Origin of the sequence: Pseudomonas sp. BIGb0381 (assembly GCF_024809815.1) — a bacterium.
Lineage (GTDB): Bacteria > Pseudomonadota > Gammaproteobacteria > Pseudomonadales > Pseudomonadaceae > Aquipseudomonas.
The window spans coordinates 786,555-810,144 of record NZ_JANUEN010000001.1 but is presented as its reverse complement, the minus strand read 5'-3'; the positions used below and the strand labels follow the sequence as shown (position 1 = coordinate 810,144).

Annotated in this window: 20 protein-coding genes; 10 read left to right on the top strand and 10 right to left on the bottom strand. The window is 60.3% G+C overall.

Annotated features, from left to right (window positions below; all coding sequences use genetic code 11):
- Window positions 1–11: 11 nt before the first annotated feature.
- The 5 genes from pcaF to pcaR all read right to left on the bottom strand — a co-directional run bounded on the left by pcaF (window position 12) and on the right by pcaR (window position 5,323).
- On the bottom strand, window positions 12–1,214 hold the full coding sequence (gene pcaF / locus M2397_RS03820; protein WP_184744923.1) for a 3-oxoadipyl-CoA thiolase: 1,203 nt from the start codon (window positions 1,212–1,214) through the stop codon (window positions 12–14).
- Complete coding sequence (locus M2397_RS03815; RefSeq protein WP_131697185.1) at window positions 1,211–1,990, bottom strand: CoA-transferase subunit beta; 780 nt, start codon at window positions 1,988–1,990, stop codon at window positions 1,211–1,213. Before M2397_RS03815 ends, pcaF begins: the two co-directional genes overlap by 4 nt.
- Complete coding sequence (locus M2397_RS03810) at window positions 1,990–2,847, bottom strand: CoA transferase subunit A (protein ID WP_145334974.1); 858 nt, start codon at window positions 2,845–2,847, stop codon at window positions 1,990–1,992. Before M2397_RS03810 ends, M2397_RS03815 begins: the two co-directional genes overlap by 1 nt.
- 147 nt (window positions 2,848–2,994) lie before the next feature.
- Window positions 2,995–4,335 (bottom strand): MFS transporter, encoded by a 1,341-nt coding sequence (locus M2397_RS03805; protein ID WP_092487752.1) that lies wholly within the window; start codon window positions 4,333–4,335, stop codon window positions 2,995–2,997.
- A gap of 145 nt (window positions 4,336–4,480) precedes the next feature.
- Window positions 4,481–5,323, bottom strand: coding sequence for a pca regulon transcriptional regulator PcaR (gene pcaR / locus M2397_RS03800; protein ID WP_017530459.1), 843 nt, complete (start codon window positions 5,321–5,323; stop codon window positions 4,481–4,483).
- A gap of 561 nt (window positions 5,324–5,884) precedes the next feature.
- Between pcaR and M2397_RS03795 the strand changes: the two genes are divergently transcribed.
- Together M2397_RS03795 and M2397_RS03790 are read left to right on the top strand one after the other, a co-directional pair.
- Window positions 5,885–6,085 carry a hypothetical protein gene (locus M2397_RS03795; protein WP_131697441.1) on the top strand — a complete coding sequence of 67 codons (201 nt, stop codon included), beginning with the start codon at window positions 5,885–5,887 and terminating at the stop codon, window positions 6,083–6,085.
- Between the two features lie 312 nt (window positions 6,086–6,397).
- Window positions 6,398–7,873, top strand: a complete 1,476-nt coding sequence (locus M2397_RS03790; RefSeq protein WP_131697187.1) for an inorganic phosphate transporter — start codon at window positions 6,398–6,400, stop codon at window positions 7,871–7,873.
- 149 nt (window positions 7,874–8,022) lie between these two features.
- Here the strand turns inward: M2397_RS03790 and ccoM are convergent, their stop codons facing one another.
- Together ccoM and M2397_RS03785 are read right to left on the bottom strand one after the other, a co-directional pair.
- The gene (ccoM, locus tag M2397_RS30260) at window positions 8,023–8,139 is read right to left on the bottom strand and encodes a cytochrome c oxidase subunit CcoM (RefSeq protein ID WP_010563588.1); all 117 of its coding nucleotides are present in this window, start codon (window positions 8,137–8,139) and stop codon (window positions 8,023–8,025) included.
- Window positions 8,140–8,282: 143 nt separating this feature from the next.
- Window positions 8,283–8,588: a hypothetical protein gene (locus M2397_RS03785; RefSeq protein ID WP_145334978.1), complete on the bottom strand. Its 306-nt coding sequence runs from the start codon at window positions 8,586–8,588 to the stop codon at window positions 8,283–8,285.
- Between M2397_RS03785 and M2397_RS03780 the strand changes: the two genes are divergently transcribed.
- The 3 genes from M2397_RS03780 to M2397_RS03770 all read left to right on the top strand — a co-directional run bounded on the left by M2397_RS03780 (window position 8,577) and on the right by M2397_RS03770 (window position 11,188).
- The gene (locus M2397_RS03780) at window positions 8,577–9,449 is read left to right on the top strand and encodes a LysR substrate-binding domain-containing protein (RefSeq protein WP_259242315.1); all 873 of its coding nucleotides are present in this window, start codon (window positions 8,577–8,579) and stop codon (window positions 9,447–9,449) included. The two genes, M2397_RS03785 and M2397_RS03780, sit on opposite strands and share 12 nt — an antisense overlap.
- 90 nt (window positions 9,450–9,539) lie before the next feature.
- The gene (locus M2397_RS03775) at window positions 9,540–10,010 is read left to right on the top strand and encodes a RidA family protein (RefSeq protein WP_259242314.1); all 471 of its coding nucleotides are present in this window, start codon (window positions 9,540–9,542) and stop codon (window positions 10,008–10,010) included.
- A complete protein-coding gene (locus tag M2397_RS03770) occupies window positions 10,007–11,188 on the top strand; it encodes an aminotransferase class V-fold PLP-dependent enzyme (RefSeq protein ID WP_259242313.1) in 1,182 nt (393 codons plus the stop codon). The genes M2397_RS03775 and M2397_RS03770 overlap by 4 nt, the downstream gene beginning before the upstream one ends.
- Here M2397_RS03770 and M2397_RS03765 read toward each other — a convergent pair.
- A complete protein-coding gene (locus M2397_RS03765) occupies window positions 11,185–11,526 on the bottom strand; it encodes an aspartate-semialdehyde dehydrogenase (RefSeq protein WP_065926412.1) in 342 nt (113 codons plus the stop codon). The two genes, M2397_RS03770 and M2397_RS03765, sit on opposite strands and share 4 nt — an antisense overlap.
- A gap of 218 nt (window positions 11,527–11,744) precedes the next feature.
- On the opposite strand from M2397_RS03765, the gene rapA reads away from it, so the two are divergent.
- The gene (gene rapA / locus M2397_RS03760; RefSeq protein ID WP_065926413.1) at window positions 11,745–14,591 is read left to right on the top strand and encodes an RNA polymerase-associated protein RapA; all 2,847 of its coding nucleotides are present in this window, start codon (window positions 11,745–11,747) and stop codon (window positions 14,589–14,591) included.
- Window positions 14,592–14,771: 180 nt separating this feature from the next.
- On the opposite strand, the gene M2397_RS03755 is transcribed toward rapA, so the two are convergent.
- A complete protein-coding gene (locus M2397_RS03755) occupies window positions 14,772–16,118 on the bottom strand; it encodes an MFS transporter (protein WP_145334980.1) in 1,347 nt (448 codons plus the stop codon).
- A gap of 253 nt (window positions 16,119–16,371) precedes the next feature.
- Here M2397_RS03755 and M2397_RS03750 point away from each other — a divergent pair, with 253 nt between their 5' ends.
- The 3 genes from M2397_RS03750 to M2397_RS03740 all read left to right on the top strand — a co-directional run bounded on the left by M2397_RS03750 (window position 16,372) and on the right by M2397_RS03740 (window position 21,521).
- The gene (locus M2397_RS03750; protein ID WP_131697193.1) at window positions 16,372–16,737 is read left to right on the top strand and encodes a YkgJ family cysteine cluster protein; all 366 of its coding nucleotides are present in this window, start codon (window positions 16,372–16,374) and stop codon (window positions 16,735–16,737) included.
- A gap of 138 nt (window positions 16,738–16,875) precedes the next feature.
- The gene (locus M2397_RS03745; protein ID WP_259242312.1) at window positions 16,876–19,140 is read left to right on the top strand and encodes a bifunctional diguanylate cyclase/phosphodiesterase; all 2,265 of its coding nucleotides are present in this window, start codon (window positions 16,876–16,878) and stop codon (window positions 19,138–19,140) included.
- A 203-nt stretch (window positions 19,141–19,343) separates the two neighbouring features.
- On the top strand, window positions 19,344–21,521 hold the full coding sequence (locus tag M2397_RS03740; protein ID WP_131697195.1) for a hypothetical protein: 2,178 nt from the start codon (window positions 19,344–19,346) through the stop codon (window positions 21,519–21,521).
- 219 nt (window positions 21,522–21,740) lie between these two features.
- Here the strand turns inward: M2397_RS03740 and M2397_RS03735 are convergent, their stop codons facing one another.
- Window positions 21,741–22,043: a DUF2288 domain-containing protein gene (locus M2397_RS03735; RefSeq protein WP_184744420.1), complete on the bottom strand. Its 303-nt coding sequence runs from the start codon at window positions 22,041–22,043 to the stop codon at window positions 21,741–21,743.
- A 353-nt stretch (window positions 22,044–22,396) separates the two neighbouring features.
- Here M2397_RS03735 and M2397_RS03730 point away from each other — a divergent pair, with 353 nt between their 5' ends.
- A complete protein-coding gene (locus tag M2397_RS03730; RefSeq protein WP_090408372.1) occupies window positions 22,397–23,524 on the top strand; it encodes a branched-chain amino acid ABC transporter substrate-binding protein in 1,128 nt (375 codons plus the stop codon).
- Window positions 23,525–23,590: the final 66 nt, after the last annotated feature.

Genomic DNA, 23,590 nt, shown 5'->3' with positions numbered 1-23,590 from the left:
GTCCTCTCTTATTAGATGCGTTCAATCGCCAGGGCCAGGCCTTGGCCGACGCCCACGCACATGGTCGCCAGGCCTTTACGGCCGCCGGTTTTTTCCAACTGATGCAGGGCCGTCAGTACCAGCCGCGCACCGCTCATGCCCAAGGGATGGCCAAGCGCAATGGCGCCACCGTTCGGGTTGACCTGGGGGGCGTCGTCGGCAATGCCCAGTTCACGCAGCACCGCCAGGCCTTGGCTGGCGAAGGCTTCGTTGAGTTCGATCACATCAAAGTCAGTGACGGCCAGGCCCAGGCGCTCCACCAGCTTGCGCACCGCCGGCACCGGGCCGATGCCCATCACCCGTGGCGCGACACCGGCGCTGGCCATGCCCAATACGCGAGCGCGGGCGGTCAGGCCGTGTTTTTTCACCGCTTCGGCAGACGCCAGGATCAGCGCGGCCGCGCCGTCATTCACACCTGAGGCATTGCCGGCGGTGACGGTTTTGTCCGGGCCGTTGACCGGCTTGAGTTTGGCCAGGGCTTCGAGGGTGGTGTCCCGCGGGTGCTCATCGTGCTCCACCACGGTTTCGCCTTTTTTATGGGCGACCCGCACCGGCACGATTTCTTCAGCGAAGAACCCGGCCGCCTGGGCGGCGGCGGTGCGTTGCTGGCTGCGCAGGGCGAAGGCGTCCTGGTCAGCGCGTGAAACCTGGTAGTCGTCGGCGACGTTATCGGCGGTCTGCGGCATGGCATCCACGCCGTACTGGGCCTTCATCAACGGGTTGATAAAACGCCAGCCGATGGTGGTGTCTTCCAGCTTCATGTTGCGCGAAAACGCCGCATCAGCCTTGCCCATCACGAACGGGGCACGGGACATCGACTCGACGCCACCGGCAATTGTCAGCTCCATTTCGCCGCTGGCGATGGCGCGAAAGGCGGTGCCGATCGCATCCATGCCCGAGGCGCACAAACGGTTGAGGGTCACGCCAGGAATGCTCTCCGGCAGGCCGGCCAGCAACAGCGCCATGCGGGCAACGTTGCGGTTGTCTTCACCGGCCTGGTTGGCGCAGCCGAGGAACACCTCGTCAACGGCCGACCAGTCCACCGATGGGTTGCGCTCGATCAGCGCCTTGATCGGCAAGGCCGCCAGGTCATCGGCACGCACGGTGGACAGGCCACCGCCGAAACGGCCGATGGGGGTACGAATCGCATCGCAGATAAATACCTCGCGCATCAGGCTTCTCCCGGTGCTTGGCCATGGGCGGCGGCCGTGCGTGCTTCGAGATCACGCAGGGCAGTCAGTTCCACCTCGGTAGGCTCGGCGGTGGTGCTGACCTGGTCGGCAAATCGAATCGCCCAACCGGTGGCCGCTACGACTTGCTCGCGGGTCACGCCCGGATGGAGGGCGGTGACCACAAATTCATGGGTGCCCTCTTCCGGCTCCATGATGCACAGGTCGGTAATAATTCCGACAGGACCGGCACCCGGCAGACCCAGGCGTTTGCGCGAATCGCCGCCTTCGCCGTGGCCGACCGAGGTGATGAAGTCCAGTTTGTCGACAAACGAACGGGACGACTGCTTGAGGATAATCAGCACGCTCTTGGCCGAGCCGGCGATTTCCGGCGCGCCACCAGCACCCGGCAGGCGCACCTTGGGGTGGTGATAGTCACCGACCACGGTGGTGTTGATGTTGCCGAAGCGGTCGACTTGCGCGGCACCGAGGAAGCCCACGTCGATACGCCCGCCCTGCAGCCAGTAGCGAAAGATCTCACCGGTCGGCACTACGGTGTCGGCGGTTTCCGCCAGTTCGCCATCACCGATCGACAGAGGCAATACGTTGGGCTTGGCGCCAATCGGGCCGGACTCGTAGATCAGCACCACATCTGGCGATGAGGTCAGGCGTGCCAGGTTGGCGGCCTTGGACGGCAGGCCGATGCCCACAAAGCAGACCGAGCCGTTCTTGAGGCGGCGCGCGGCGGCGACGGTCATCATTTCATTGGTGGAGTAAGCCATTACTTGGCCTCCTGCTGTGTGGTCAGCTTGGCCTGGAATTCACTGAAATCGGCAGTGCCGTGGATGTATTCATCCATCCAGGCGGTAAAGGTCCCTCGGTCGCGGGCGATTGGGTCCCACGCCTGATAGAAGCGGTTGTCTCGCTCGTTGTAGCCGTGGGCGTAGGACGGATGTGCACCACCGGGTACATGGCACACCGCAGTCAGGGCCCAGGTCGGCAGCACGCAGCTGTTCATCGGCGCGTTCAGGTCATCGACGATTTCTTCCACGGTGACGATGCAGCGCTTGGCCGCCAGGGCCGCTTCCTTCTGCACGCCAAGAATGCCCCAGAGCAGCACGTTGCCCTTGCGATCAGCCTTTTGCGCGTGGATCACGGTGACGTCCGGACGCACCGACGGCACCGCTGCCAGCACTTCACCGGTGAACGGGCACGTCACGGTCTTGATCAGCGGGTTGACCTTGGGCAAGTCGGAACCCGCGTAGGCGCGCAGCACCGCGAAGGGCAGGCCGGATGCGCCGGCGACGTAGGCATTGGCCAAGTCGGCGTGGCTGTGCTCTTCGATTTCCAACGGTTGCGGCCATTGCTTTTCGACCGCGTCGCGCAGGCGATGCAGGGAACCTACACCCGGGTTACCGCCCCAAGAGAAAATCAGCTTGCGCGCACACCCGGCACCGATCAACTGGTCGTAGATCAAGTCAGGCGTCATACGCACCAGCGTCAGGTCTTTCTTGCCCTGACGAATGATTTCATGACCTGCGGCCGTAGGGATCAGGTGGGTAAAGCCTTCGAGGGCAACGGTATCGCCGTCGTTCACGAAGCGCTTGACCGCATCACGCAGGGTGAGAATTTCAGCCATGGGGTTGGGCTCCCGGTATGGATCGAAAAAGGCGCTGAGGTGGCGCCGAAGTGCTTGAAGATTAAGCCGGGGAAATGGGCCAAACAATCCGATAATCGACTCAGCGTTCGATTATCGAACGGATTGTTGGCAGGCTATCGATTGATCTCAGGTGGCATCCGCATGGCTGACCATGCCCTTGATGACAACGGCAGCAGTGGCCAGAGCGGCCGGAATCACCAGGGCGGTGAGCACCTGCTCGAAGTTCCAGCCCAGGCCGAGCAAGGTGGCGCCCATCCACGCGCCGAGGATCGCGCCGAAACGGCCGATGCCAAGCATCCACGACACGCCGGTGGCGCGGCCTTGGGTCGGGTAGAAGCGCGCGGCCAGGGACGGCATCGCCGATTGCGCACCGTTGACGCACATCCCGGCGACCAGCACCAACGTGGCCAATAGGGTGATATTGCCCAGGCTCTGCCCTACCGCGTAGGCAAACACCCCGGCCAGCAGGTAGAAGGTGCCGATGACCTTGTGGGGATTGAACCGGTCCATCGCCCATCCCACGCCGACGGCGCTCAATACGCCACCAAACTGGAACAGCGCCCCGATGAAAGCGGCCTGCTCCATGCTGGCGCCGCTGTCACGCATCAGGGTCGGCAACCAACTGGTCAGCAGGTACACGATCACCAGGCCCATGAAGTAAGTCAGCCACAACAACAAGGTGCCCGCGCTGTAGGTGCCGGAGAAGATCACCGCGAACACGTTGCGCGCCTTGACGGTTTTTTGTTCGGGCACGCTGAAGGCGGTGGCCTGGGCAACAATAGAAGGTTCGATCGGCGACAGGGTTTTGCGCACCTTGTCGGTGCCGCGGTTGCGCACCACCAGGTAACGTGCCGACTCCGGCAGCCACACCAGCAGTACCACGGCGAGGATCAATGGCAGGATGCCGCCAATCAGCAGCAGGCTATGCCAGCCGAACGCGGGGATCAGCTTGGCCGAGATAAACCCGCCACCGGCCATGCCCAGGTTGAAACCACAGAACATGCTGGTCACCAGCAGCGATTTGTGACGCTCGGGGGTGTATTCGGACAGCAGGGTCGTGGCGTTCGGCATACCGGCGCCCAGGCCCAGCCCGGTGAGGAAGCGCAGCACCAGCAACTGGTCGACATTGCTGCTGTAGGCCGAGGCCAGGCTGAACGCGCCAAACACCAGCACGGCGCCCACCAGCACCACTTTACGGCCGAAGCGGTCGGCCAGTGGCCCGGACCCCAGGGCGCCGAACACCATGCCGATCAATGCGGCGCTCATCACCGGGCCAAGGCTGGCGCGGTCGATGCCCCAGTCCTGGGACAGCGCGGGTGCGATAAAACCCATGGCGGCGGTGTCGAGGCCATCGAGGAAAACGATGAGGAAACACAGGATCACCACGCGCCACTGATAACGGGACAGTGGCTGGGTGTTGATAAAGGACTGCACGTCCAGGGTGGTACCGACAGAAGGCTGATTCATTATTCTTATTCCACACCGATGGCGGGCCAACGGCCTGGGGCCGTCATTATTATTGGTGCGCCCTCAAGAGCGCTGCCGCACAGTAATAAGCCGGGGGAAACATCGTCAATTCATCAAGCGGGGATCTGTGCGGTCACCGAACACCTTAGGCAAACAGCTGCGCACTCAACTCACGGCTGGCACTGAGCATGCTCGGCAGGAAACGCTGCTCCAGCTCGCTGCGGCTGACCCGTCCCGCGTGGGTGCTGACATTGAGCGCCGCCAGCACCTGGCCCGACGCGTCATACACCGGCACGGCGATGGAGCGCAGGCCCTGTTCCAGTTCCTGGTCAACAATGCACCAGCCCTGCTGCCGCACCTGTTGCAGGCACTCGAACAAGGCTTCTGGGGTGGTCAGGGTGCGGCTGGTCTTGGTGGGCAGGTCAGCGTGGTCGAGGTAGTCCTGCAGCGAGGCATCATCCAATGCCGCGAGCAGGATGCGACCCATGGAGGTGCAATAGGCCGGCAACCGTCCGCCTACCGACAGGTCCACGGAAATCAGGCGCTGGGTGGTGGCCGAACGGGCGATGTAGAGGATGTCGTCGCCTTCGAGGGTGGCCATGTTGCAGGCTTCGTGCAGTTGCTCGCTCATGCGGTCCAGGTACGGCTGGGCCGACACCGCCAACGGCGTGGAGGACAGGTAGGCGTGGCCCAGGGTCAGGACTTTGGGCAGCAATGAATAGGTGCGCCCATCGGTGGTGGCGTAGCCGAGTTTGATCAGGGTATGCAGGCAGCGGCGTACGGCGGCGCGGGGGATTTCGGTGCGGTGGCTGATCTGGGCGATGGTCAGGTGGCGCTTGCGCTCCTGGAACGCCTGCACCACGGCCAGGCCGCGGGCCAGCGAGGTCATGAAGTCCGGGTCACCGGTAAACGCCTGGATACGCTTGGCCGGCGAGGCAACGATCGGCGGCGCCACTGACGCGAAAGAGTTGCGCAATTGATCGTTCATGCCAGGTTCCTTTCTCTTATTGTCAACCGCAGGGGATTGGGCTGCTATTACAAGCCGGGCCGGCCGTGATGCACAAGGCAAGCCCAGCAACATTGGGCGATTATCGGACAACCATGCGATTATCGCAATTTTGCACCTCGCCTGAAGCCGACCTCCCATTCATGCCATCGGATAATATTAAGCCGGTCATTTAATAGCGGGATCCCTTGTTGTATTTATGACGCCAGACTTTCAGCAAATACCGACGCGTCCGCGTAACAAAACACTCACACAAAGGTGACGCTTTTTAACTTTATGCCGATAGTGTTATTCAAATGCGCCGCTATAATGCACCCTGTGCGGAGGTCAACCCGGTTTCATATCGGGGCAGGGGCTCGCCAAACCATGCACAGGCCGTGCATGGGCGGTCGCAATTACCTGCCTGGAATGACTGCCACAACAGTGGCCTCTCGTTTCTATTTCAAACTTGAACACTTCATGGGTTCAATTTGGAACGGCCCGAGGCGGCATTCAGGCATTAACGCTGCTACGTATTTACACTCAACTCAATTAGGTAACAATGTGACGAAAGATGAACTGCGCGCGGAACTTGAGCGCCAGGAGCAACGTTACAAGGATGTTTACGGCGGAGAAATCACCACCTACGCCGCCCAACCTGAACCTGAACGCAAACCATGGCGCAAGCGAGCCAGCCTGCTCGACCAGGCATTTGCCCAGGAAATCCAAAAGATTGAACAGGAACGCAAAGCCGAAGAGCCATAAGCGCTTCGGGTTTATCCCAGGGTCCTGGCTGGAATGCTGTCACTTAGCCAGCTTCCAGTCGGCCTAAATCTCACGATCACCTGTAAAATTTCATACAAATGTTTCAGGTATGACGATTTTGTGACAAAACCCTGTCTTTTCCGCCCTGCGCTTTATAAATCAAAGACTTGCCAAAGGCCCGAAAACCCTGGGATCGCCAGCTTTCGCCCATGTCGATTCAATGAAGATTGTTACCGATGAGCAGCTAGTGCATCGATTACCGAGGTTTTCTGGCATAATCGCGCCCCCTTACGACCGGGTCAGAAAACCTTCATGATCGATTTATTCAGCGGACTGGATGCTTGGGTTCTCGTGAGCCTGTTGCTCGCCCTGGCCTTTGTCCTCGCCTTCGAGTTCATCAATGGCTTTCATGACACCGCTAACGCGGTGGCCACAGTCATCTATACCAAAGCCATGCCGCCGCATCTGGCCGTGTTCTTCTCCGGGGTGTTCAATTTCCTCGGCGTGTTGCTCGGCGGTGTCGGTGTCGCCTACGCCATCGTGCACTTGCTGCCCGTGGAGTTGCTGATCAATGTGAACACCGGCCATGGTTTGGCCATGGTCTTCTCGTTGTTAGCTGCGGCGATCACCTGGAACCTGGGCACCTGGTACTTCGGTATCCCCGCATCCAGCTCCCACACACTGATCGGTTCGATCCTTGGTGTCGGCCTGGCCAATGCCCTGATCAACGACATCCCCCTGGCTGACGGTGTGAACTGGCAGAAGGCCGTCGATATCGGCGCATCCCTGGTGTTCTCGCCGATGGCCGGCTTCCTGGTCGCAGCCCTGGTGCTGCTCGGCCTGAAATGGTGGCGTCCGCTGTCAAAGATGCACAAGACCCCGGACCAGCGCCGCAAGCTTGATGACAAGAAGCACCCGCCGTTCTGGAACCGCCTGGTCCTGGTGATTTCGGCCATGGCCGTGAGTTTCGTTCACGGCTCCAACGATGGCCAGAAAGGCATCGGCCTGATCATGCTGGTGTTGATCGGTATTGTGCCGGCGCAGTTCGTACTTGACCTGGGCAGCACCACCTACCAGATCGAGCGTACCCGCGATGCGACCGTGCATTTGAGCCAGTTCTACCAGCGTAACAACGATACGCTTGGCGAATTCCTGGCCCTGGGTAAAAGTGTGAAGGACGATCTGCCGGGCAAATTCCAGTGCAATCCGCAGCAGACCGAGCCCACCATCAACGCACTCGTGAGTACGTTGAAGGGTGTCTCCGACTACCACTCGTTGACCTCCGATCAGCGTATCGAAGTACGCCGCTACCTGCTGTGCCTGGACGACACCGCGAAAAAAGTCGGCAAGCTGCCGGGCCTGGAAGCGCGAGAGAAGTCCGACCTCGACAAGCTGCGCAAAGACCTGACCGCCACCACCGAGTACGCGCCGTTCTGGGTGATCCTCGCGGTCGCACTGGCCCTGGGCCTGGGCACCATGGTGGGTTGGAAGCGTGTGGTACTGACTATCGGTGAGAAGATCGGCAAGCAGGGCATGACCTACGCCCAGGGCATGTCGGCACAGATCACCACCGCCACGATGATTGGCTTTGCCAATATCTTCGCCCTGCCGGTCTCCACGACCCACGTACTGTCTTCCGGCGTGGCGGGCACCATGGTCGCCAACAAGAGCGGCCTGCAAGGTGGCACGGTCAAGACCATCCTGATGGCTTGGGTGTTGACGCTGCCTGCGACCGTAGGCCTCTCGGCCGGCTTGTTCTGGCTGGCCTCCAAGGCACTGGGCAACTGATAGCCAGGCGCTGAAAAAAGGTGCGGCCTCTGTGAGGACCGCACCTTTTTTATGGATATGAATTAACCGAGATCATTAAATACCAGGCAAAAAAAAAGGCGACCGAAGTCGCCCAAAATGCCTTGCGTGCTCATGTAACCCGGAAAGACCTAAGGTTTTTTACGCTTGTTCGCGTCTTTCCAGATAAAAAATCCAAACCCTACAAAAAACAGCACCATGAGGCCTACAGTCAGCACTCCGGCGAATACCACATTGTCGATAAACATGACCGGCCTCCTGCACTTGCCTTGTTGCGATAGGGCTAAGTTAATGGAGAAGGCGGATTGAAAAATTGACAGGGATCAATGTTGCCCGCGACGGGGCGTAAAGCAGGGTAATAACTGACCTGCATCAATAGATGCAGGCCGTTTTAACGCTTTTTGGGTTTGTTCTTTGATTTTTTCTTGGCTTTACCTAAAGGCATCGCCTGTTCAAACGCCTGGCGCACTTCATTCAGGCGCTTGTCATTCAGGTCATGCACCCGCTTGGCGCGTTCGGCGTTCAGGTCGATCAGCTTGTCGTCATCACTCATGGCTTGGCTTACGTCGTGGCGAGTAAGGCTCAATAATGCGGACTCCTGCGCCCGACGGCAAATCAACCCGCGACAAATGGCAGGCCGTCGCCCAAAATCGGCACTTTTCACCCCTCCAGGAAGCGCATTCAGGTGGCACTGCATAAGGATCTTCCGCCGTTGCTGGCCCTGCGCGCCTTTGAAGCCGTGGCCCGACACTTGAGCTTTATCAAGGCCGCGCAGGAATTGTCCGTGACCCAGAGCGCCCTGAGCCATCAGGTGCAAAAGCTCGAACAGCATCTGGGTAAACCGCTGTTTATCCGACGCACCCGTGCGATCGATCTGACTGCAGACGGCCAGCGGTACTACGATGAAATCCGTCCAGCCCTTGACGCCATTGCCATCGCGACCCGCGCCCAACGGGTGCTGCCCAGCGCCACGGTGTTACGTGTCGGCCTGCTGGCGTCTTTTGCCACCCTGTGGTTGGCGCCGCGCCTGGCCGGTTTTCTCAACCGCTATCCGCATATCCAGGTGGAGTTGCTGCCGGCGATTCAATTGGCCAACGTCGCAGGTGCCGAAGTCGACCTGGCCATTCGCTACGGCAAAGGCGACTGGCCCGACGTGCAGGCCACTCGGCTGATGCCGGAGGTGATCTCACCGGTGTGCAGCCCGGCATTCAAGGCCAGCCACCTGCACAACGGTGCGCTGTTGATGGCGACTTCGCACCGGCCTTTTGAGTGGACGGATTGGTCTCGGCATTATCAAGTCGACCTCAAGCACCATCCTCGCGTCATGCTCCACGACTACAACATCGTGGTCGAAGCCGCTGTGGCCGGCCAGGGCATTGCCATGGGCCGTCATCGCCTGATCCAACGCAGGCTCAATGACGGCAGCCTGGTGGAAGCCTTCGATTGGCCGCCCTATCACAGTGAAATAGGCTACTGGTTGATTGCACCGCAAGACACTGCCAATGACGCCGCGCGCTGTTTCAGCGAGTGGTTGAAGGAGATCTGCGGCGACGCGTGAGTTATTTCGATACGTCGCATGAGATCTATCCGTTTGTCGACAATCCCCCTGCCCCACATGCTGAAACCTCCAGACCCAAGAGGATTCACCATGAGCGACTCCCTCCGCCACCGCGTGCAAGCCCTTGGCCTGACGCTGCCGTCCCCCAGCCAGCCGATTGCCAACTACATCAACCATGTGGTCAGCCAGAACCAGCTGTTTATCTCCGGGCAAATCCCGCTGATAGACGGCAAGCCCGCCTATGTCGGCCGCCTGGGCGAATCCCTCAGCGAGGAAGAAGGTGTCCAGGCGGCGGAGCTGGCCGCATTGAGCTTGCTCGCGCAATTGAGCGACGCCCTGGGCGATGACCTGTCGCGCCTGGTGCGCATCCTGCGCCTGGGGGTGTTTATCGCCAGCAGCGGCGACTTCCAGCGCCAGGGCGCGGTGGCCAATGGAGCCTCCAACCTGCTGGTGAATACCCTCGGCGAAAAGGGCCGTCATGTGCGCACGGCAGTGGGTGTTTCCAGCCTACCGGCCGGCGTGGCGGTGGAGGTTGACGCGATTTTCGAGTTGCAACCGTGAGCCCGCTTGAAGTGCAACATCTGCGTGAGGGCACACGCGGCTGCCAATCGGGCATCGTGCACTTCAACCCTGCCGGCGCCTCATTACCAAGCCAGGCGACCCTCGACGCCATCATCGAGCAACTGCAACGCGAAGCCCGTGACGGCCCGATGGAAGCCGGCGAATATGGCGCCGTGCTGGTGGAAAAAGCCCGCCGCGCGGCCGCGCAGTTGCTCAACGCGCCCACCCCGTCGATTGCCTTTGCCAGCAGCGGCTCGACCGCCTGGAGCATGGCGTTCCAGGCCTTGGACCCTTGGCAGCCGGGCGATCGCATTCTGGTAGGGCGCCACGAATGGGGCGGCAATCTGGCGAGCATGCAGTTGGCGGTGCAAGCCGGCGCGCGGGTGGAGGTCATCCCGTGCGATGCCACCGGCGCGGTTTGCCCCGTGGCATTGGACGCCATGATCGACCCGAACGTAAAACTGATCGACCTCACCTGGCTCCCCGCCAACGGCGGCCTGATCAACCCCGCCCAGGCCATCGGCGAAGTGGCCAGGCGTCATGGGATCGCCTACTTTATCGACGCCGGCCAAGCCGTCGGCCAGGTGCCGGTGGATGTGCAGGCGTTGCAGTGCGATGTGCTCAAAGCGGCCGGTCGCAAGCACCTGCGCGGGCCACGGGGCACGGCACTGCTGTACGTGCGGCCGGATTTCCTCCAGCACTTGAAACCGGCCCAACGCGACGTGTTTTCCGCCCCCTGGGCCGCCGATGGTTTCGACCTGCGCAACGACGCCCGGCGCTTTGAAACCAGCGAGGCGTCGTTTGCCCTGTTGGCGGGCTTGGGCAATGCGCTGCAGGAGATGAATCAATTGGGGATCGAGCGGGTGTGGGAAAGGGTCACGCAAACCAGTAGGCGAATCCGCGAAGCATTGCGTGAGATTACGGGTATTTCCCTGCATGACCTGGGCACGGTTCAATCAGGCTTGATCGCCTTCAACCTCGCCGGTTGGGACGCCTTCGAGCTCAAACGGCGATTGGGGTTGAAGCGGATCAATATTGGCGCTAACGGCGTGGCCTACACCCCGTTGGATATGCAGGCCCGTGGCCTGACCAGCATTGCGCGGATCTCCGTCAGCCCGCTCAACAACGATGACGACATCGCGTTGCTGATGACGGCCCTGCGGGAACTGCGGGGCTAAACCTCCACGTCCACCCACAAGCCCTGGCGCGGCGCGTCTTCGATCAGCGGCACAACCGGTACGGTGTTGTCGGCATTGAGCAGGTCGCCCGGGATCGCCAAGTGTTGATCCGGGTCTTCATCGGCTTCGCGCCGGCGTTTCTGCTGTTCCTGCTGGCGGCGTTGTTCCTCGCGCAGCAAAAAGGTCGACTGCTCAGCATCGCCCTTTTTCAGGTCGATGGTGCTTTCGTTGGAGCCCGCTTGCACAGGGACCACGGGCGGAATATCGGGTTTCTGGCGGACCGGGTCGAGTTGCGACGTAACCGGTACGACGCTGACGGGCAGCATAGGTGGAAGCATAATAGTTGTTCTCCTGTCAGCAGGCTGTCGGCGGGCCGCGTGGCGACTTGAGCGCAGGTTCGTCAACCTGTGACCCAGTCGACACTCACAAGTGCCCGCCACCCGTCGATTCTGCGCTCACCCGGCCACTCAAACGGCGTAGTTTTTGTCAGAGTCCTTGGGCGTGGGGCCTTGTTCCGTTAAGATAGTCGGCTTTTTCACGGCGGGAGTCAGGCAGCATGGCGCAGCAGTATCAACCGGGGCAACGCTGGATTAGTGACAGCGAAGCAGAGCTGGGGTTAGGCACCGTTCTGGCACAGGACGGCCGCTTATTGACCGTGCTCTATCCGGCCACTGGCGACACCCGCCAGTATGCGCTACGGAATGCGCCCCTCACCCGCGTGAGGTTCTCGCCGGGTGACTCCATCACCCATTTCGAAGGCTGGAAAATGACCGTACAGGAAGTCGACGACGTCGACGGCCTGCTGGTCTACCACGGCCTCAATGGGCAGAACGAGCAGGTCACCCTGCCGGAAACCCAGCTCTCCAACTTTATCCAGTTCCGCCTGGCCAGCGACCGTCTGTTCGCCGGGCAGATCGACCCGCTGGCCTGGTTCTCGCTGCGCTATCACACCCTGGAACACACCAGCCGCCAATTGCAATCCTCGCTGTGGGGCCTGGGTGGCGTGCGTGCGCAACCTATTGCCCACCAATTGCATATCGCCCGTGAAGTCGCTGACCGTATCGCGCCACGGGTTTTGCTGGCGGACGAAGTGGGCCTGGGCAAGACCATCGAAGCCGGCCTGGTGATCCATCGCCAACTGCTCTCGGGCCGTGCCAACCGCGTACTGATCCTGGTACCGGAAAACCTGCAGCACCAGTGGCTGGTGGAAATGCGCCGCCGCTTCAACCTGCAAGTGGCGCTGTTCGATGAAGAACGCTTTATCGAAAGCGATGCCGCCAATCCGTTCGAAGACACCCAACTGGCCCTGGTCGCGCTGGAATGGCTGGTGGACGATGAGAAAGCCCAGGACGCGCTGTTCGCCGCCGGCTGGGACCTGATGGTGGTCGATGAAGCCCACCACTTGGTGTGGCATGAAGACAAAGCCAGCCCGGAATACAGCCTGGTCGAACAACTCGCCGAGGTCATCCCGGGCGTGTTGCTGCTCACCGCCACCCCGGAACAACTGGGCCAGGACAGCCACTTCGCGCGCCTGCGCCTGCTGGACCCCAACCGTTTCCACGACCTGCACGCCTTCCGCGCCGAAAGCGAGAACTATCGCCCGGTGGCCGAAGCCGTGCAGGAGCTGCTCGACAAGGGCCGCCTCTCCCCCGCCGCGCACAAGACTATCCAGGGCTTCCTCGGCAACGAAGGTGAAGCGCTGCTGACCGCCGTCAACGATGGCGACGCCGAAGCCAGCGCACGCCTGGTGCGTGAACTGCTCGACCGCCACGGCACCGGCCGCGTGCTGTTCCGTAACACCCGTGCCGCCGTGCAGGGCTTCCCGGAGCGTAAGCTGCACGCCTACCCGCTGCCGAACCCGGACGAATACCTCGAGTTGCCCCTGGGCGAACACGCCGAGCTGTACCCGGAAGTCAGCTTCCAGTCGCAACCGGACATCGACGAAGAAAACCGCTGGTGGCGCTTCGACCCGCGCGTCGAGTGGCTGATCGACCAGTTGAAAATGCTCAAGCGCACCAAGGTCCTGGTGATCTGCGCCCACGCCGAAACCGCCATGGACCTGGAAGACGCCTTGCGCGTTCGCTCCGGCATCCCGGCCACGGTGTTCCACGAGGGCATGAACATCCTCGAGCGTGACCGCGCCGCCGCCTACTTCGCCGATGAAGAATTCGGCGCCCAGGTGCTGATCTGCTCGGAAATCGGCAGTGAAGGCCGCAACTTCCAGTTCTCCCACCACCTGGTGCTGTTCGACCTGCCGTCCCACCCCGACCTGCTGGAACAGCGGATCGGTCGTCTGGACCGGATCGGCCAGAAGCATGTGATCGAACTGCACGTGCCGTACCTGGAAACCAGCCCGCAACAGCGCCTGTTCCAGTGGTACCACGAAGCGCTGAACGCGTTCCTCAACACCTGCCCGACCGGCAACGCCTTGCAGCATCAGTTCGGCCCGCGCCTGCTGCCACTGCTGGAAAATGCCGACGACAGCGAGTGGCAAGCCCTGATCGACGAGGCCCGTGCCGAGCGCGAGCGTCTGGAGCAGGAACTTCACACCGGCCGCGACCGCTTGCTGGAGCTCAACTCCGGCGGCGCCGGCGAAGGCGATGCGCTGGTGGAGGACATCCTCGAGCAGGACGACCAGTTCGCCCTGCCGATCTACATGGAAACCCTGTTCGACGCATTCGGCATCGACAGCGAAGACCATTCGGAAAACGCGCTGATCCTCAAGCCAAGCGAGAAGATGCTCGACGCCAGCTTCCCCCTGGGCGACGACGAAGGCGTGACCATCACCTACGACCGTAACCAGGCGCTGTCCCGTGAAGACATGCAGTTCATCACCTGGGAACACCCGATGGTGCAGGGCGGCATGGACCTGGTGCTGTCCGGCTCCATGGGTAACACTGCCGTGGCGCTGATCAAGAACAAGGCGCTCAAGCCAGGCACCGTGTTGCTGGAACTGCTTTACGTCAGCGAAGTGGTCGCGCCGCGCGCGCTGCAATTGGGCCGCTACCTGCCGCCGGCGGCACTGCGCTGCCTGCTGGATGCCAATGGCAACGACCTGTCCGGCCGCGTCTCGTTCGAAACCTTGAACGACCAGCTGGAAAGCGTGCCACGGGCCAGCGCCAACAAGTTCGTGCAGGCCCAGCGCGATCAACTCACACCGCGGATCAACGCCGGTGAAGAGAAGATCACGCCGCGTCACGCCGAACGTGTGGCCGAAGCCAAACGTCGCCTGGCGGCAGACACCGACGAAGAACTGGCGCGCCTGACCGCGTTGCAAGCGGTCAACCCGACCGTACGCGACAGCGAGTTGGTCGCCCTGCGCAACCAACGCGAGCAAGGCCTGGCCATGCTCGACAAGGCTGCGCTGCGACTGGAAGCCATTCGGGTGTTGGTAGCGGGTTGATTACCGCCCTGCCCTGTTGAATAGAGGCCCGCGCAATGCGGGCCTTTTTTATTCACTTGAGAACAGCTTTGGCTTTGCGGGCCTCATCGGGGGCAAGCCCCCTCCCACATTGATCAGTGCTCGACATGACAACTCGGTCAACTGTGGGAGGGGGCTTGTCCCGGCACAGTCACCGCGGTTTCAAGCCGTCGCTGCCGCAGCCGGCACCTCAACAGCCACCAATCCCTCCTTCATCCGCTTGGCATCACGCACAAAACTGCGTGACGCCTGGAACAGAAACAACATGGTCAGGAACAGCGCCACCGGAATCAGGTACATGGCGTCGTGCAAGCCCACTGCCTTGTAAGCCTCAGTCATCTGCTCCGCCCCCGCCGCATACATCGCCGCATGGGCAAAATGGTCGGACAGCCCGCCCACCACAATCGGCCCCATGCCTCCGCCCAGCAAGTACAAGCCGGCAAAGAACAACGCCATCGCCGTAGCCCGCAGGCGCGGCTCGACCACGTCCTGGATCGCCGTGTACACACAGGTGTAGAAGTTATACGCAAACAACCAGCCCACACTGAACAGCGCCACAAACACACCGATCTCGATGCGCCCGGCATGCAAGGCCCAGGCGGTGGTGACGGTGGAGATGATCAGGCTGCACGCCGCAAACAGCAGTCGGCCATTGGCAACGCGCTGATGGATCTTGTCGGCAATCCAGCCACCCAAGGTCAGGCCCACAAGGCCGGTCAACCCGACAATGACGCCAGTGGCGACCGCCGCGTCCTGCAGTGGCATGAGGAAATAGCGCTGCAGCATCGGCACCAGGAATGAATTGCACGCGTAGGTGGCGAAGTTGAAGCACAACCCGGCCAGCACCAGCCACAGGAAGGTCGGCACGGCCAGCACGCGGCGGATCGGGCGGTCGACGCGCTCCTGGGAGACTTGTACGGCTTCGGCGGCGCCGCGCTTGGGTTCCTTGATATAGAACATGAACACCGCAAGGATCAGCCCCGGCACGGCGGCGATAAAGAATGGCGCGCGCCAGCTGTCGAACGCCTTGACCATCCAGCCGATGGTGAAGAACGCCAGCAACAGGCCCAAAGGCAGGCCCAACATGAAAATCCCCATGGCCCGGGCACGACGGTGTGCCGGGAACAGGTCGCCAATCAGCGAGTTGGCAGCCGGCGCATAGCTGGCTTCACCGATACCGATGCCCATGCGCACCAGCAAAAACGTCCAGAAACTGCCAACCAGGCCGTTGACCGCTGTCAGCCCGCTCCACGCGAACAGGCCCCAGCCCATCAGCTTGCTGCGCGAGCCGGTATCGGCCAGACGCCCCAGCGGCAGGCCGGCAATGGCGTAGACGATGGTAAAGGCGGTGCCGATGATGCCGAGCTGGAAGTCGCTCAGGTGCCATTCCATGCGGATCGGCTCGATGATGATCGCCGGAATGGTGCGGTCGAAGAAGTTGAACAGGTTGGCGAGGAACAGCAGGAACAGAATGCGCCAGGCATTCGCCGCTTGGGTCGAGTTCTGCATGGGTCCGTCTCTTTTATTGTTATGAGAGCTGCGATGCCCGATGCATCCCGCCCGGAACCTGCAACATAGTCAGGCGAGCCGTGGTTGTCTGTAATGATTCGTAAAGCTGATAGGGCATGATTTCACCCGTCACTACGGGACTTTGCCGACAAAAATATAAGTGCATGCCCCCCTTCCCAACGGCCATGACCCGATTAGAATGGCGAGCCTTCCCGAACCACTCTCCCCTTACCTTTCTTAATCGAAGACGCCCATGTCCGAAGCCAGTCCGTGTCTGAATTGCGGTGCCTGCTGTTCACACTTTCGTGTGTCTTTCTTCTGGGGTGAGTGCGCCTCCTCGGGGGGCACTGTGCCCGATGACCTGGTGGTGCAGATCAACCCCACCCGCGTGGCCATGATCGGCACCGACCAGAAACCCGCACGCTGCTGCAGCCTGGAGGGCAACGTGGGCCAGGCCACCAGTTGCTCAATTTATGAGCAGCGCTCCAGTGTGTGCCGCGAGTTCGATTCGTCCTGGAGCCAAGGCGTGCAGAACGTCGACTGCGATGCCGCCCGCGCAGCATTTGGCCTCGCCCCCCTGGAGCAACCTTTCGAACTGATCCTGCCCCTCAGCGCTTAGCATTAAACGCTATTAACGACATGCCAAAATCATAGTGAGCAAAATGCCATTATCGATGGCGAATCCCCCGAGGCTTCTACACTCGACCTCATAGGTCATCGCCTGAGGCTGTGACGTGACGCTATGACGGGACATGCTATGGAATGGCTAGGTCTGCACTTTTTTACCGACCTCCCCGCGAACGGGCACTTATTACTCAATTGCAGTCATAACCCGTTCCTGGTGCTGCTGGCCTATCTGGTCGCCTGTGCGGCAGGTTTCGGCACCCTAGACATGGCCGAACGAGTCGGCAATGTCGAAGACCCCACCCCTCGCCGCCACTGGCGCTGGCTGGGGGCCGGTTGCCTGGCAGGTGGTATCTGGTCCACTCACTTCATCAGCATGCTGGCTTTCCAGGCCCCCATCGCAATTCACTACGAACTGTTCATGACGTTCGCCTCGCTGATCATCGCCCTGATCGCTTCGCTGTTCGCCATGCAAACCCTCAGTCACAACCACCTGCGGTTTAACCAATACCTGCTGGCATCGGTATGGATGGGTATCGGCATTGCCTTGATGCATTACGTCGGCATGTCCGCCATGCGCTCCCAAGCCCAGGCGTATTTCGAGTCGGGACTGCTCCTCGCCTCGGTGGGCATCGCCATTGGCGCCAGCCTCGCCGCATTGCTGCTGTCGAGCTACCTGCGCACCGGCGCCGGGGTCTTCCATCAACTGCTCAAATACGCCGCAAGCCTGATATTGGGCGCGGGCATTATCAGCATGCACTTTACCGGCATGGCCGCCATGCAACTGATAGTCCCCACGGGGGCCGACCTCTCATTACCGCTGGATAACAACCCCATCCAGCTGGGCCTGTCGGTCGCCGTGATCACCCTGCTGGTGATCGGCAGCAGCATCAGCGCCGCGCTGGCGGACAAGAAGCTGCAGCACAAGGAGCGCGACCTGCGTCGGGTCAACGCGCTGCTCAGCGAACTGGACCAGGCGCGCGCCTCCCTGCAACAGGTGGCCCATTACGACGCACTGACCAGCCTGCTTAATCGACGGGGTTTCAATCAGATTTTCGCGGAAAAGATCGCCGAAAAAACGGCTTCAAACGGCATGATGGCAGTTATTTTCCTCGATATAGATCACTTCAAGCGCATCAACGACAGCCTCGGCCATGACGCCGGGGATCAATTGCTCACCGTTCTGGCCAGCCATATCAAAGGCTCTGTGCGCAGCCATGCGGACGTGGTCGCCCGGTTTGGCGGCGATGAGTTCTGCATCCTGATCAGCGTTCATCACCGCGACGAAGCGCGACACCTGGCCCAGCGCATCATGCAGAAGATGAAGGATCCGATCGAACTGGCCGGTCGCCGTATGGTGATGACCACCAGTATCGGCATCAGCCTGTTTCCCGAGGATGGCCTGACCTGCGAAGAGCTGCTGAAAACCGCCGACCTGGCGCTGTACCAATCCAAGGACACGGGACGCAACAGCCTGAACTTCTTCAGCTCCAACCTGAAGACCCGAGCCTTCCTCGAACTGCAACTGGAAGAGGAGCTGCGCAGCGCCCTGCGTGCCCAGAACCAACTGGTGCTGTTCTACCAACCGATCTTTGACATGAAGCTGGGCAAGGTCACGCGCCTGGAGGCCCTGGTGCGCTGGCAGCATCCGCAACAGGGGCTGCTGGCCCCCGACCGGTTTATCGGGATTGCCGAAAGCAATGGGCTGATCGCCGAACTCGACCATTGGGTCTTGCGCCAGGCCTGCCATGACTTGAGCCTGCTCTCCGACCGAGGCTATACCGAACTGACCATGGCGGTGAATTGCTCGGCCCTGAACCTGGCCCGCGACGAAATGGCGGATGAGATCGAAAACGCGCTGCGCTTCAGCGGGATCGGCGCCAACCGCCTGGAGCTGGAGGTCACCGAAAATGCCTTGATGGGCAATATCAGCAGCACCCTGGCGCTGCTGCGGCAAATCCGCGCGCTGGGCGTGTCGCTGGCTATCGACGACTTCGGCACCGGCTACTCCTCCCTCGCCTACCTCAAGCGCCTGCCGCTCAACACCCTGAAGATCGATCGCTCGTTTATCCAGGATATTCCCAAGTCGACCGCCGACATCGAGATCGTCCAGGCGATTATCGGCATGGCCCATACCCTGCACCTGCAGGTGGTGACCGAAGGTGTGGAAACCCAGGCCCAGTTCGAATTGTTGCTCAAACATGGCTGTGATTTCGTCCAGGGCTACCTGTTGAGCCCGGCGGTCCCCGCCAGTGAAATAATTGGCGCAATGCAAGGTATCGACATACGCAATCCGCTCTACCCATTCAGCGTGGCGGGCACCAAGGACACCCGCCCGGGGAAAGAGTCCTCCCCTGGCCGCTCCGGATCCACCTCTATCGTCCGGCCAATTCGCTGACGTCGAATCTTTGGCATTTCGCCATCACTTACCTAAAGATCGCCGACGAACGGCCGATTCATTAGAGTCCGGCCAGGTTTTTCCTGAGCACACTGGGTAAGCCTGATCGTACCGGACAAGGACGCACTGTAAAGTCGCGAACTCCCATTCTGCGATGGCTATTTGATACTTTTTCAGCCATCCGCCCAGGTACATGGCGCACAATGACTTCTAAAAATAACTCTGGCACCGTGGTATCCGATGTGTTGCTCCCAGCTCCTGCGGAAAAGCCCTCAGGTTCAAAGTCATTGAGCACCGCACGCCCGCTGGCCACCCAGCAATACCTGTACTTCACCGAAACCAATACCGACCGCATCCTCGATAACCTCGACGGCCTGCGCGACATGGTGTTCCCGCGACCGCCTCACCTGGAAGGCGACAGCGAGCAGCACAGCGAGCAGGAATTCCCCTCGGTCTGCCTGATCGGCCTGGGCCGCTGCGGTTCGAACATCGCGCTGGACGTAGCGGAGTTGGTGTACAACGCGCGCAAGTTCTACCTCAACGAATTCAGCACTGAAGATAAATCCTTGGATAAGGGCTACAGCCCGGCCCAGTGGATTCGCAACAACCTGCGCCTGGGCGGCGGCAAGGCCAGCAAGCCGGTGTTCCTGGTGGAACCGCTGGTGATGCTGGGCGACCTGGACAAGGACATCGCCGGGCGTATCCGTTTCTCGCGCAAGGGCGAAAAAAGCGGCTTTCTGCGCGACTACAGCAAGATGAAAATCATGGACCTCTCCGAAGTCCATGCCGGTGGCGCCGGTAACGCGCCGATCCTCGGCCAGTACCTGGCCAAGATCATCCTCAACAAAGACACCCAGCGCTTTTCCAGCCCCGACTGGAAGATGATCCATTCGTACCTGATCGATTCCTGCGGCATCAAGGCCAATCAGTCGCGCCTGTACTTCTCGATCTTCAGCGCCGGCGGCGGTACCGGTTCGGGCATGGCCTCGGAATTCGGCCTGGCGCAGCAGCATTCGTACATGAACAAGACGTTCGACACCAAGCCCGCCGACGAGCACGACAGCAAGAGCGGCCACGCTTTCGTCTTCGAGCCGATCTTCACCAGCGGCATTTGTGTGCTGCCGAACATCTCCGACCACCGCAGCGAAATGTCCGAGGCACTGCACATCAACGCCGGACGCTTGCTGTGCAAATACCTTTCGGAAGAATGGGACTTCTCGTACAACTTCGACAATGAAGACAGCAGCGAAGCCAGCGTGAAGGGGCGTATCCGCCCGTGGAACGCGATGATGCTGATCTCCAACGACATCATGCGTTACGCCGAAGAGAGCGATGACGGCAATATCCAGAACATTGACGTCAATGCCATGGAAAAACACGCCAACCAGTACATCTCCCAGCAAATCTTCAACATCCTCACCGCCCAGGCCGTGACTACCGACTACGACCAGAACTACTTCCGTCGCGCCGGCATCGACATCGGCGAAACCATCCGCCTGGACGCCAATGACCTGTTCATGAGCCTGGCCGGGCCGGTGGCGATTGCCTACGCCGAATCCGTCGTACCGGAAACCCCGGCGCCGTCAAATGACAAGTTCAAAGTCTTCGAGAAAGAGCCCCAGCGCCTGAACATCGACGACCTGTTCTTCCGCTCCATCGACCTGCCGCATTTCAACAAGGTCACCCAGGCCATCGAAGGCATCAGCCTGTTGCCGATCGAGTCCAAGCGCTACAGGGCGTCCCTGGAGCAGTACAAGAACTCAGGCTACGACGCGGCGGCGCTGCACGACCTGCACTTCTTCAAGAACTGCTCGTCGGTGGTGTCCATCGTTTCGCTGCCCAAGGACTACAAGCTGTCCTACATGGACCTGAACCGGCTCAAGACCCACCTCAACAGCCTGTTCCCCAACACCACCCTCAAGCGCTATGCCCTGGTGATCGGCGCGTCGGCCAACCTGTCGCTGACCACCCTGATCGCCAAGAGCCCGTGCCTGTCGGATGACTTCCTGACACTGATCGTGGCCTTCATCAAGCGGTGCTTCGCGCGCAACCCGTATCGCTTCGACGACACGCTGGATAACTCGATCCTGGATTTCATCATCCACGAGGACTTCGACGAAGACCGCATCGACGAACTGCTCAACGAGTTTGAAAACCCGGCGAAGATCCTCGATACCAATTGGTACGCGATCAAGCCGATGTATGAGAAGAAGTACCGCGAGTTGATCAACGACAAAGAGAAGTTCGTGTCGATCAATGACATTCGCCTGTCACGGGATTGCGTGAAGAAGGCGATCAAGTACCTGCGCGAGATCTACCGTCATCGCATTGGCAAGACCAAGGTTATTTCGTTGAATAACCATACCGGCAAGACCGCGTAAGCGTTTATGGGGAGGGAGATTGCTCCCTCGCCACGGTCCCTTAACACCCGGAAACAATTCCCACAACCTTTCGACCCGCGCAAAACTGTTCCCGTGACGTGCACGTCACCTTCGTGCTGTGATCTTTCTCCACGGCAAGATGCCATTACTGCGTCGGCGGTTACTCCAATACACACTTCGACGAGCAAAAAACACGCACATCTTTAGTGCATAAATTTCTTACGACGCCCTTTCCTGGATCAGTATCCAGGGCGAAACCACCACCGCCCACAAGCTCGGATCACGCTCCACCAAGTCCAATGCCCGCGTCGCAGACACTTCGCCCAGACTGCCGGAAGCCAGCCAGGCAGCGACTTTATCGCGGTTGTCTTCGGCCATTGCCTCTGCGGCCTCGATCAAATCCAGATCAGTATCGACCCACAATAGGGCACCCTTGGCAAAGAACGGTTCAAGCTCCTTCCAGGAAATTTCGGCGGTTTCACCGAGCAGCTTGGCATAGAGGGTGCTAGGTTCTTGCGTCATGGGAGTTCACCTGAGAAAAAATCGGCGCAATCATAACGTCGTGCCTTTCCTATAAAAAGCCAGGTAGAAAAACCCAGTTGCAAATGAGTCATCGATAGAAAGTGTCAGGAAAGCCAAGGATTGCCCGATACTCTGGCATCAACCCGCCGCAATTCTGTCTTTTTCTTTCATTTAAGCGACACACCCGGGTTTTGCCCCCAGCAGCCAGCTTTTCAAGCGATCAACCGGCGCTCTACACTGTACCGGTACAGTTGCCAGAGCACTGCCGGGGGATATCCGAGATATCTGATCCGGTTCTACAGCTCACAAGGCCGCTAGAACTATAAAAAATACAACAGTAAGAGTGGAGCACTATGAATAAGGCTACTAAGCAGATTTCCAAACTGTTTGCCGCTATGGTCCTGGCTGGGGTTGCCGGCCATTCGTTCGCAGCTGACACCATCAAGATCGGCATCGCCGGTCCAAAGACTGGTCCTGTAACGCAATACGGCGACATGCAATTCATGGGTGCCAAGCAGGCCATCGCCGACATCAACGCCAAGGGCGGCGTCGACGGCAAAATGCTCGAAGCCAAGGAATACGACGACGCCTGCGATCCTAAACAAGCCGTGGCCGTTGCCAACAAAGTGGTCAACGACGGCGTCAAGTTCGTGGTCGGTCACCTCTGCTCCAGCTCCACTCAGCCAGCGTCCGATATCTATGAAGACGAAGGCGTAATCATGATTACCCCGGCGGCCACCAGCCCGGAAATCACCGCCCGTGGCTACAAGCTGATCTTCCGCACCATCGGCCTGGACAGCGCCCAGGGCCCAGCGGCCGGCAACTACATCGCCGACCACGTGAAGCCGAAAATCGTTGCCGTCCTGCACGACAAGCAGCAATACGGTGAAGGTATCGCCACCGCCGTCAAACAGACCCTCGAGAAGAAAGGCGTGAAGGTTGCCGTCTTCGAAGGCCTGAACGCCGGCGACAAAGACTTCTCCTCGATCATCCAGAAGCTCAAGCAAGCCAACGTCGACTTCGTCTACTACGGCGGCTACCACCCGGAGCTGGGGCTGATCCTGCGCCAGTCCAAGGAAAAAGGCCTGAACGCCAAGTTCATGGGTCCAGAGGGCGTCGGCAACGATTCCATCTCGCAAATCGCCCAGGGCGCTTCCGAAGGCCTGCTGGTGACCTTGCCTAAATCCTTCGATACCGACCCGGCCAACAAAGCCATCGTTGACGAGTTCGCCAAGAACAAGCAGGACCCAACCGGTCCGTTCGTGTTCCCGGCCTACTCGGCCATTGAAGTCATCGCCGGCGGCATTACTGCCGCCAAGAGCGAAGACACCGCCAAAGTGGCTGCCGCCATCCACGCGGGCACCTTCAAAACCCCTACCGGCGAGCTGAGCTTCGACGCCAAGGGCGACCTGAAGGACTTCAAGTTCGTGGTCTACGAATGGCACTTCGGCAAACCAAAAACCGAAGTTTCCCCTCAGTAAGCCAGGCGTTACTGGTCCAACAAGCCCACTGTGAGAGCAGTGGGTTTTGTTTTACGAGGTTTATGG

Excerpts from the sequence above, each read along its gene's own strand:
- M2397_RS03815 (WP_131697185.1), bottom strand. The coding sequence starts at position 1,990 with ATGGCTTACTCCACCAATGAAATGATGACCGTCGCCGCCGCGCGCCGC.
- M2397_RS03810 (WP_145334974.1), bottom strand. The coding sequence starts at position 2,847 with ATGGCTGAAATTCTCACCCTGCGTGATGCGGTCAAGCGCTTCGTGAAC.
- M2397_RS03805 (WP_092487752.1), bottom strand. The coding sequence starts at position 4,335 with ATGAATCAGCCTTCTGTCGGTACCACCCTGGACGTGCAGTCCTTTATC.
- pcaR (WP_017530459.1), bottom strand. The coding sequence starts at position 5,323 with ATGAACGATCAATTGCGCAACTCTTTCGCGTCAGTGGCGCCGCCGATC.
- M2397_RS03790 (WP_131697187.1), top strand. The coding sequence starts at position 6,398 with ATGATCGATTTATTCAGCGGACTGGATGCTTGGGTTCTCGTGAGCCTG.
- ccoM (WP_010563588.1), bottom strand. The coding sequence starts at position 8,139 with ATGTTTATCGACAATGTGGTATTCGCCGGAGTGCTGACTGTAGGCCTC.
- M2397_RS03785 (WP_145334978.1), bottom strand. The coding sequence starts at position 8,588 with ATGCAGTGCCACCTGAATGCGCTTCCTGGAGGGGTGAAAAGTGCCGAT.
- M2397_RS03775 (WP_259242314.1), top strand. The coding sequence starts at position 9,540 with ATGAGCGACTCCCTCCGCCACCGCGTGCAAGCCCTTGGCCTGACGCTG.
- M2397_RS03765 (WP_065926412.1), bottom strand. The coding sequence starts at position 11,526 with ATGCTTCCACCTATGCTGCCCGTCAGCGTCGTACCGGTTACGTCGCAA.
- rapA (WP_065926413.1), top strand. The coding sequence starts at position 11,745 with ATGGCGCAGCAGTATCAACCGGGGCAACGCTGGATTAGTGACAGCGAA.
- M2397_RS03755 (WP_145334980.1), bottom strand. The coding sequence starts at position 16,118 with ATGCAGAACTCGACCCAAGCGGCGAATGCCTGGCGCATTCTGTTCCTG.
- M2397_RS03750 (WP_131697193.1), top strand. The coding sequence starts at position 16,372 with ATGTCCGAAGCCAGTCCGTGTCTGAATTGCGGTGCCTGCTGTTCACAC.
- M2397_RS03745 (WP_259242312.1), top strand. The coding sequence starts at position 16,876 with ATGGAATGGCTAGGTCTGCACTTTTTTACCGACCTCCCCGCGAACGGG.
- M2397_RS03740 (WP_131697195.1), top strand. The coding sequence starts at position 19,344 with ATGACTTCTAAAAATAACTCTGGCACCGTGGTATCCGATGTGTTGCTC.
- M2397_RS03735 (WP_184744420.1), bottom strand. The coding sequence starts at position 22,043 with ATGACGCAAGAACCTAGCACCCTCTATGCCAAGCTGCTCGGTGAAACC.
- M2397_RS03730 (WP_090408372.1), top strand. The coding sequence starts at position 22,397 with ATGAATAAGGCTACTAAGCAGATTTCCAAACTGTTTGCCGCTATGGTC.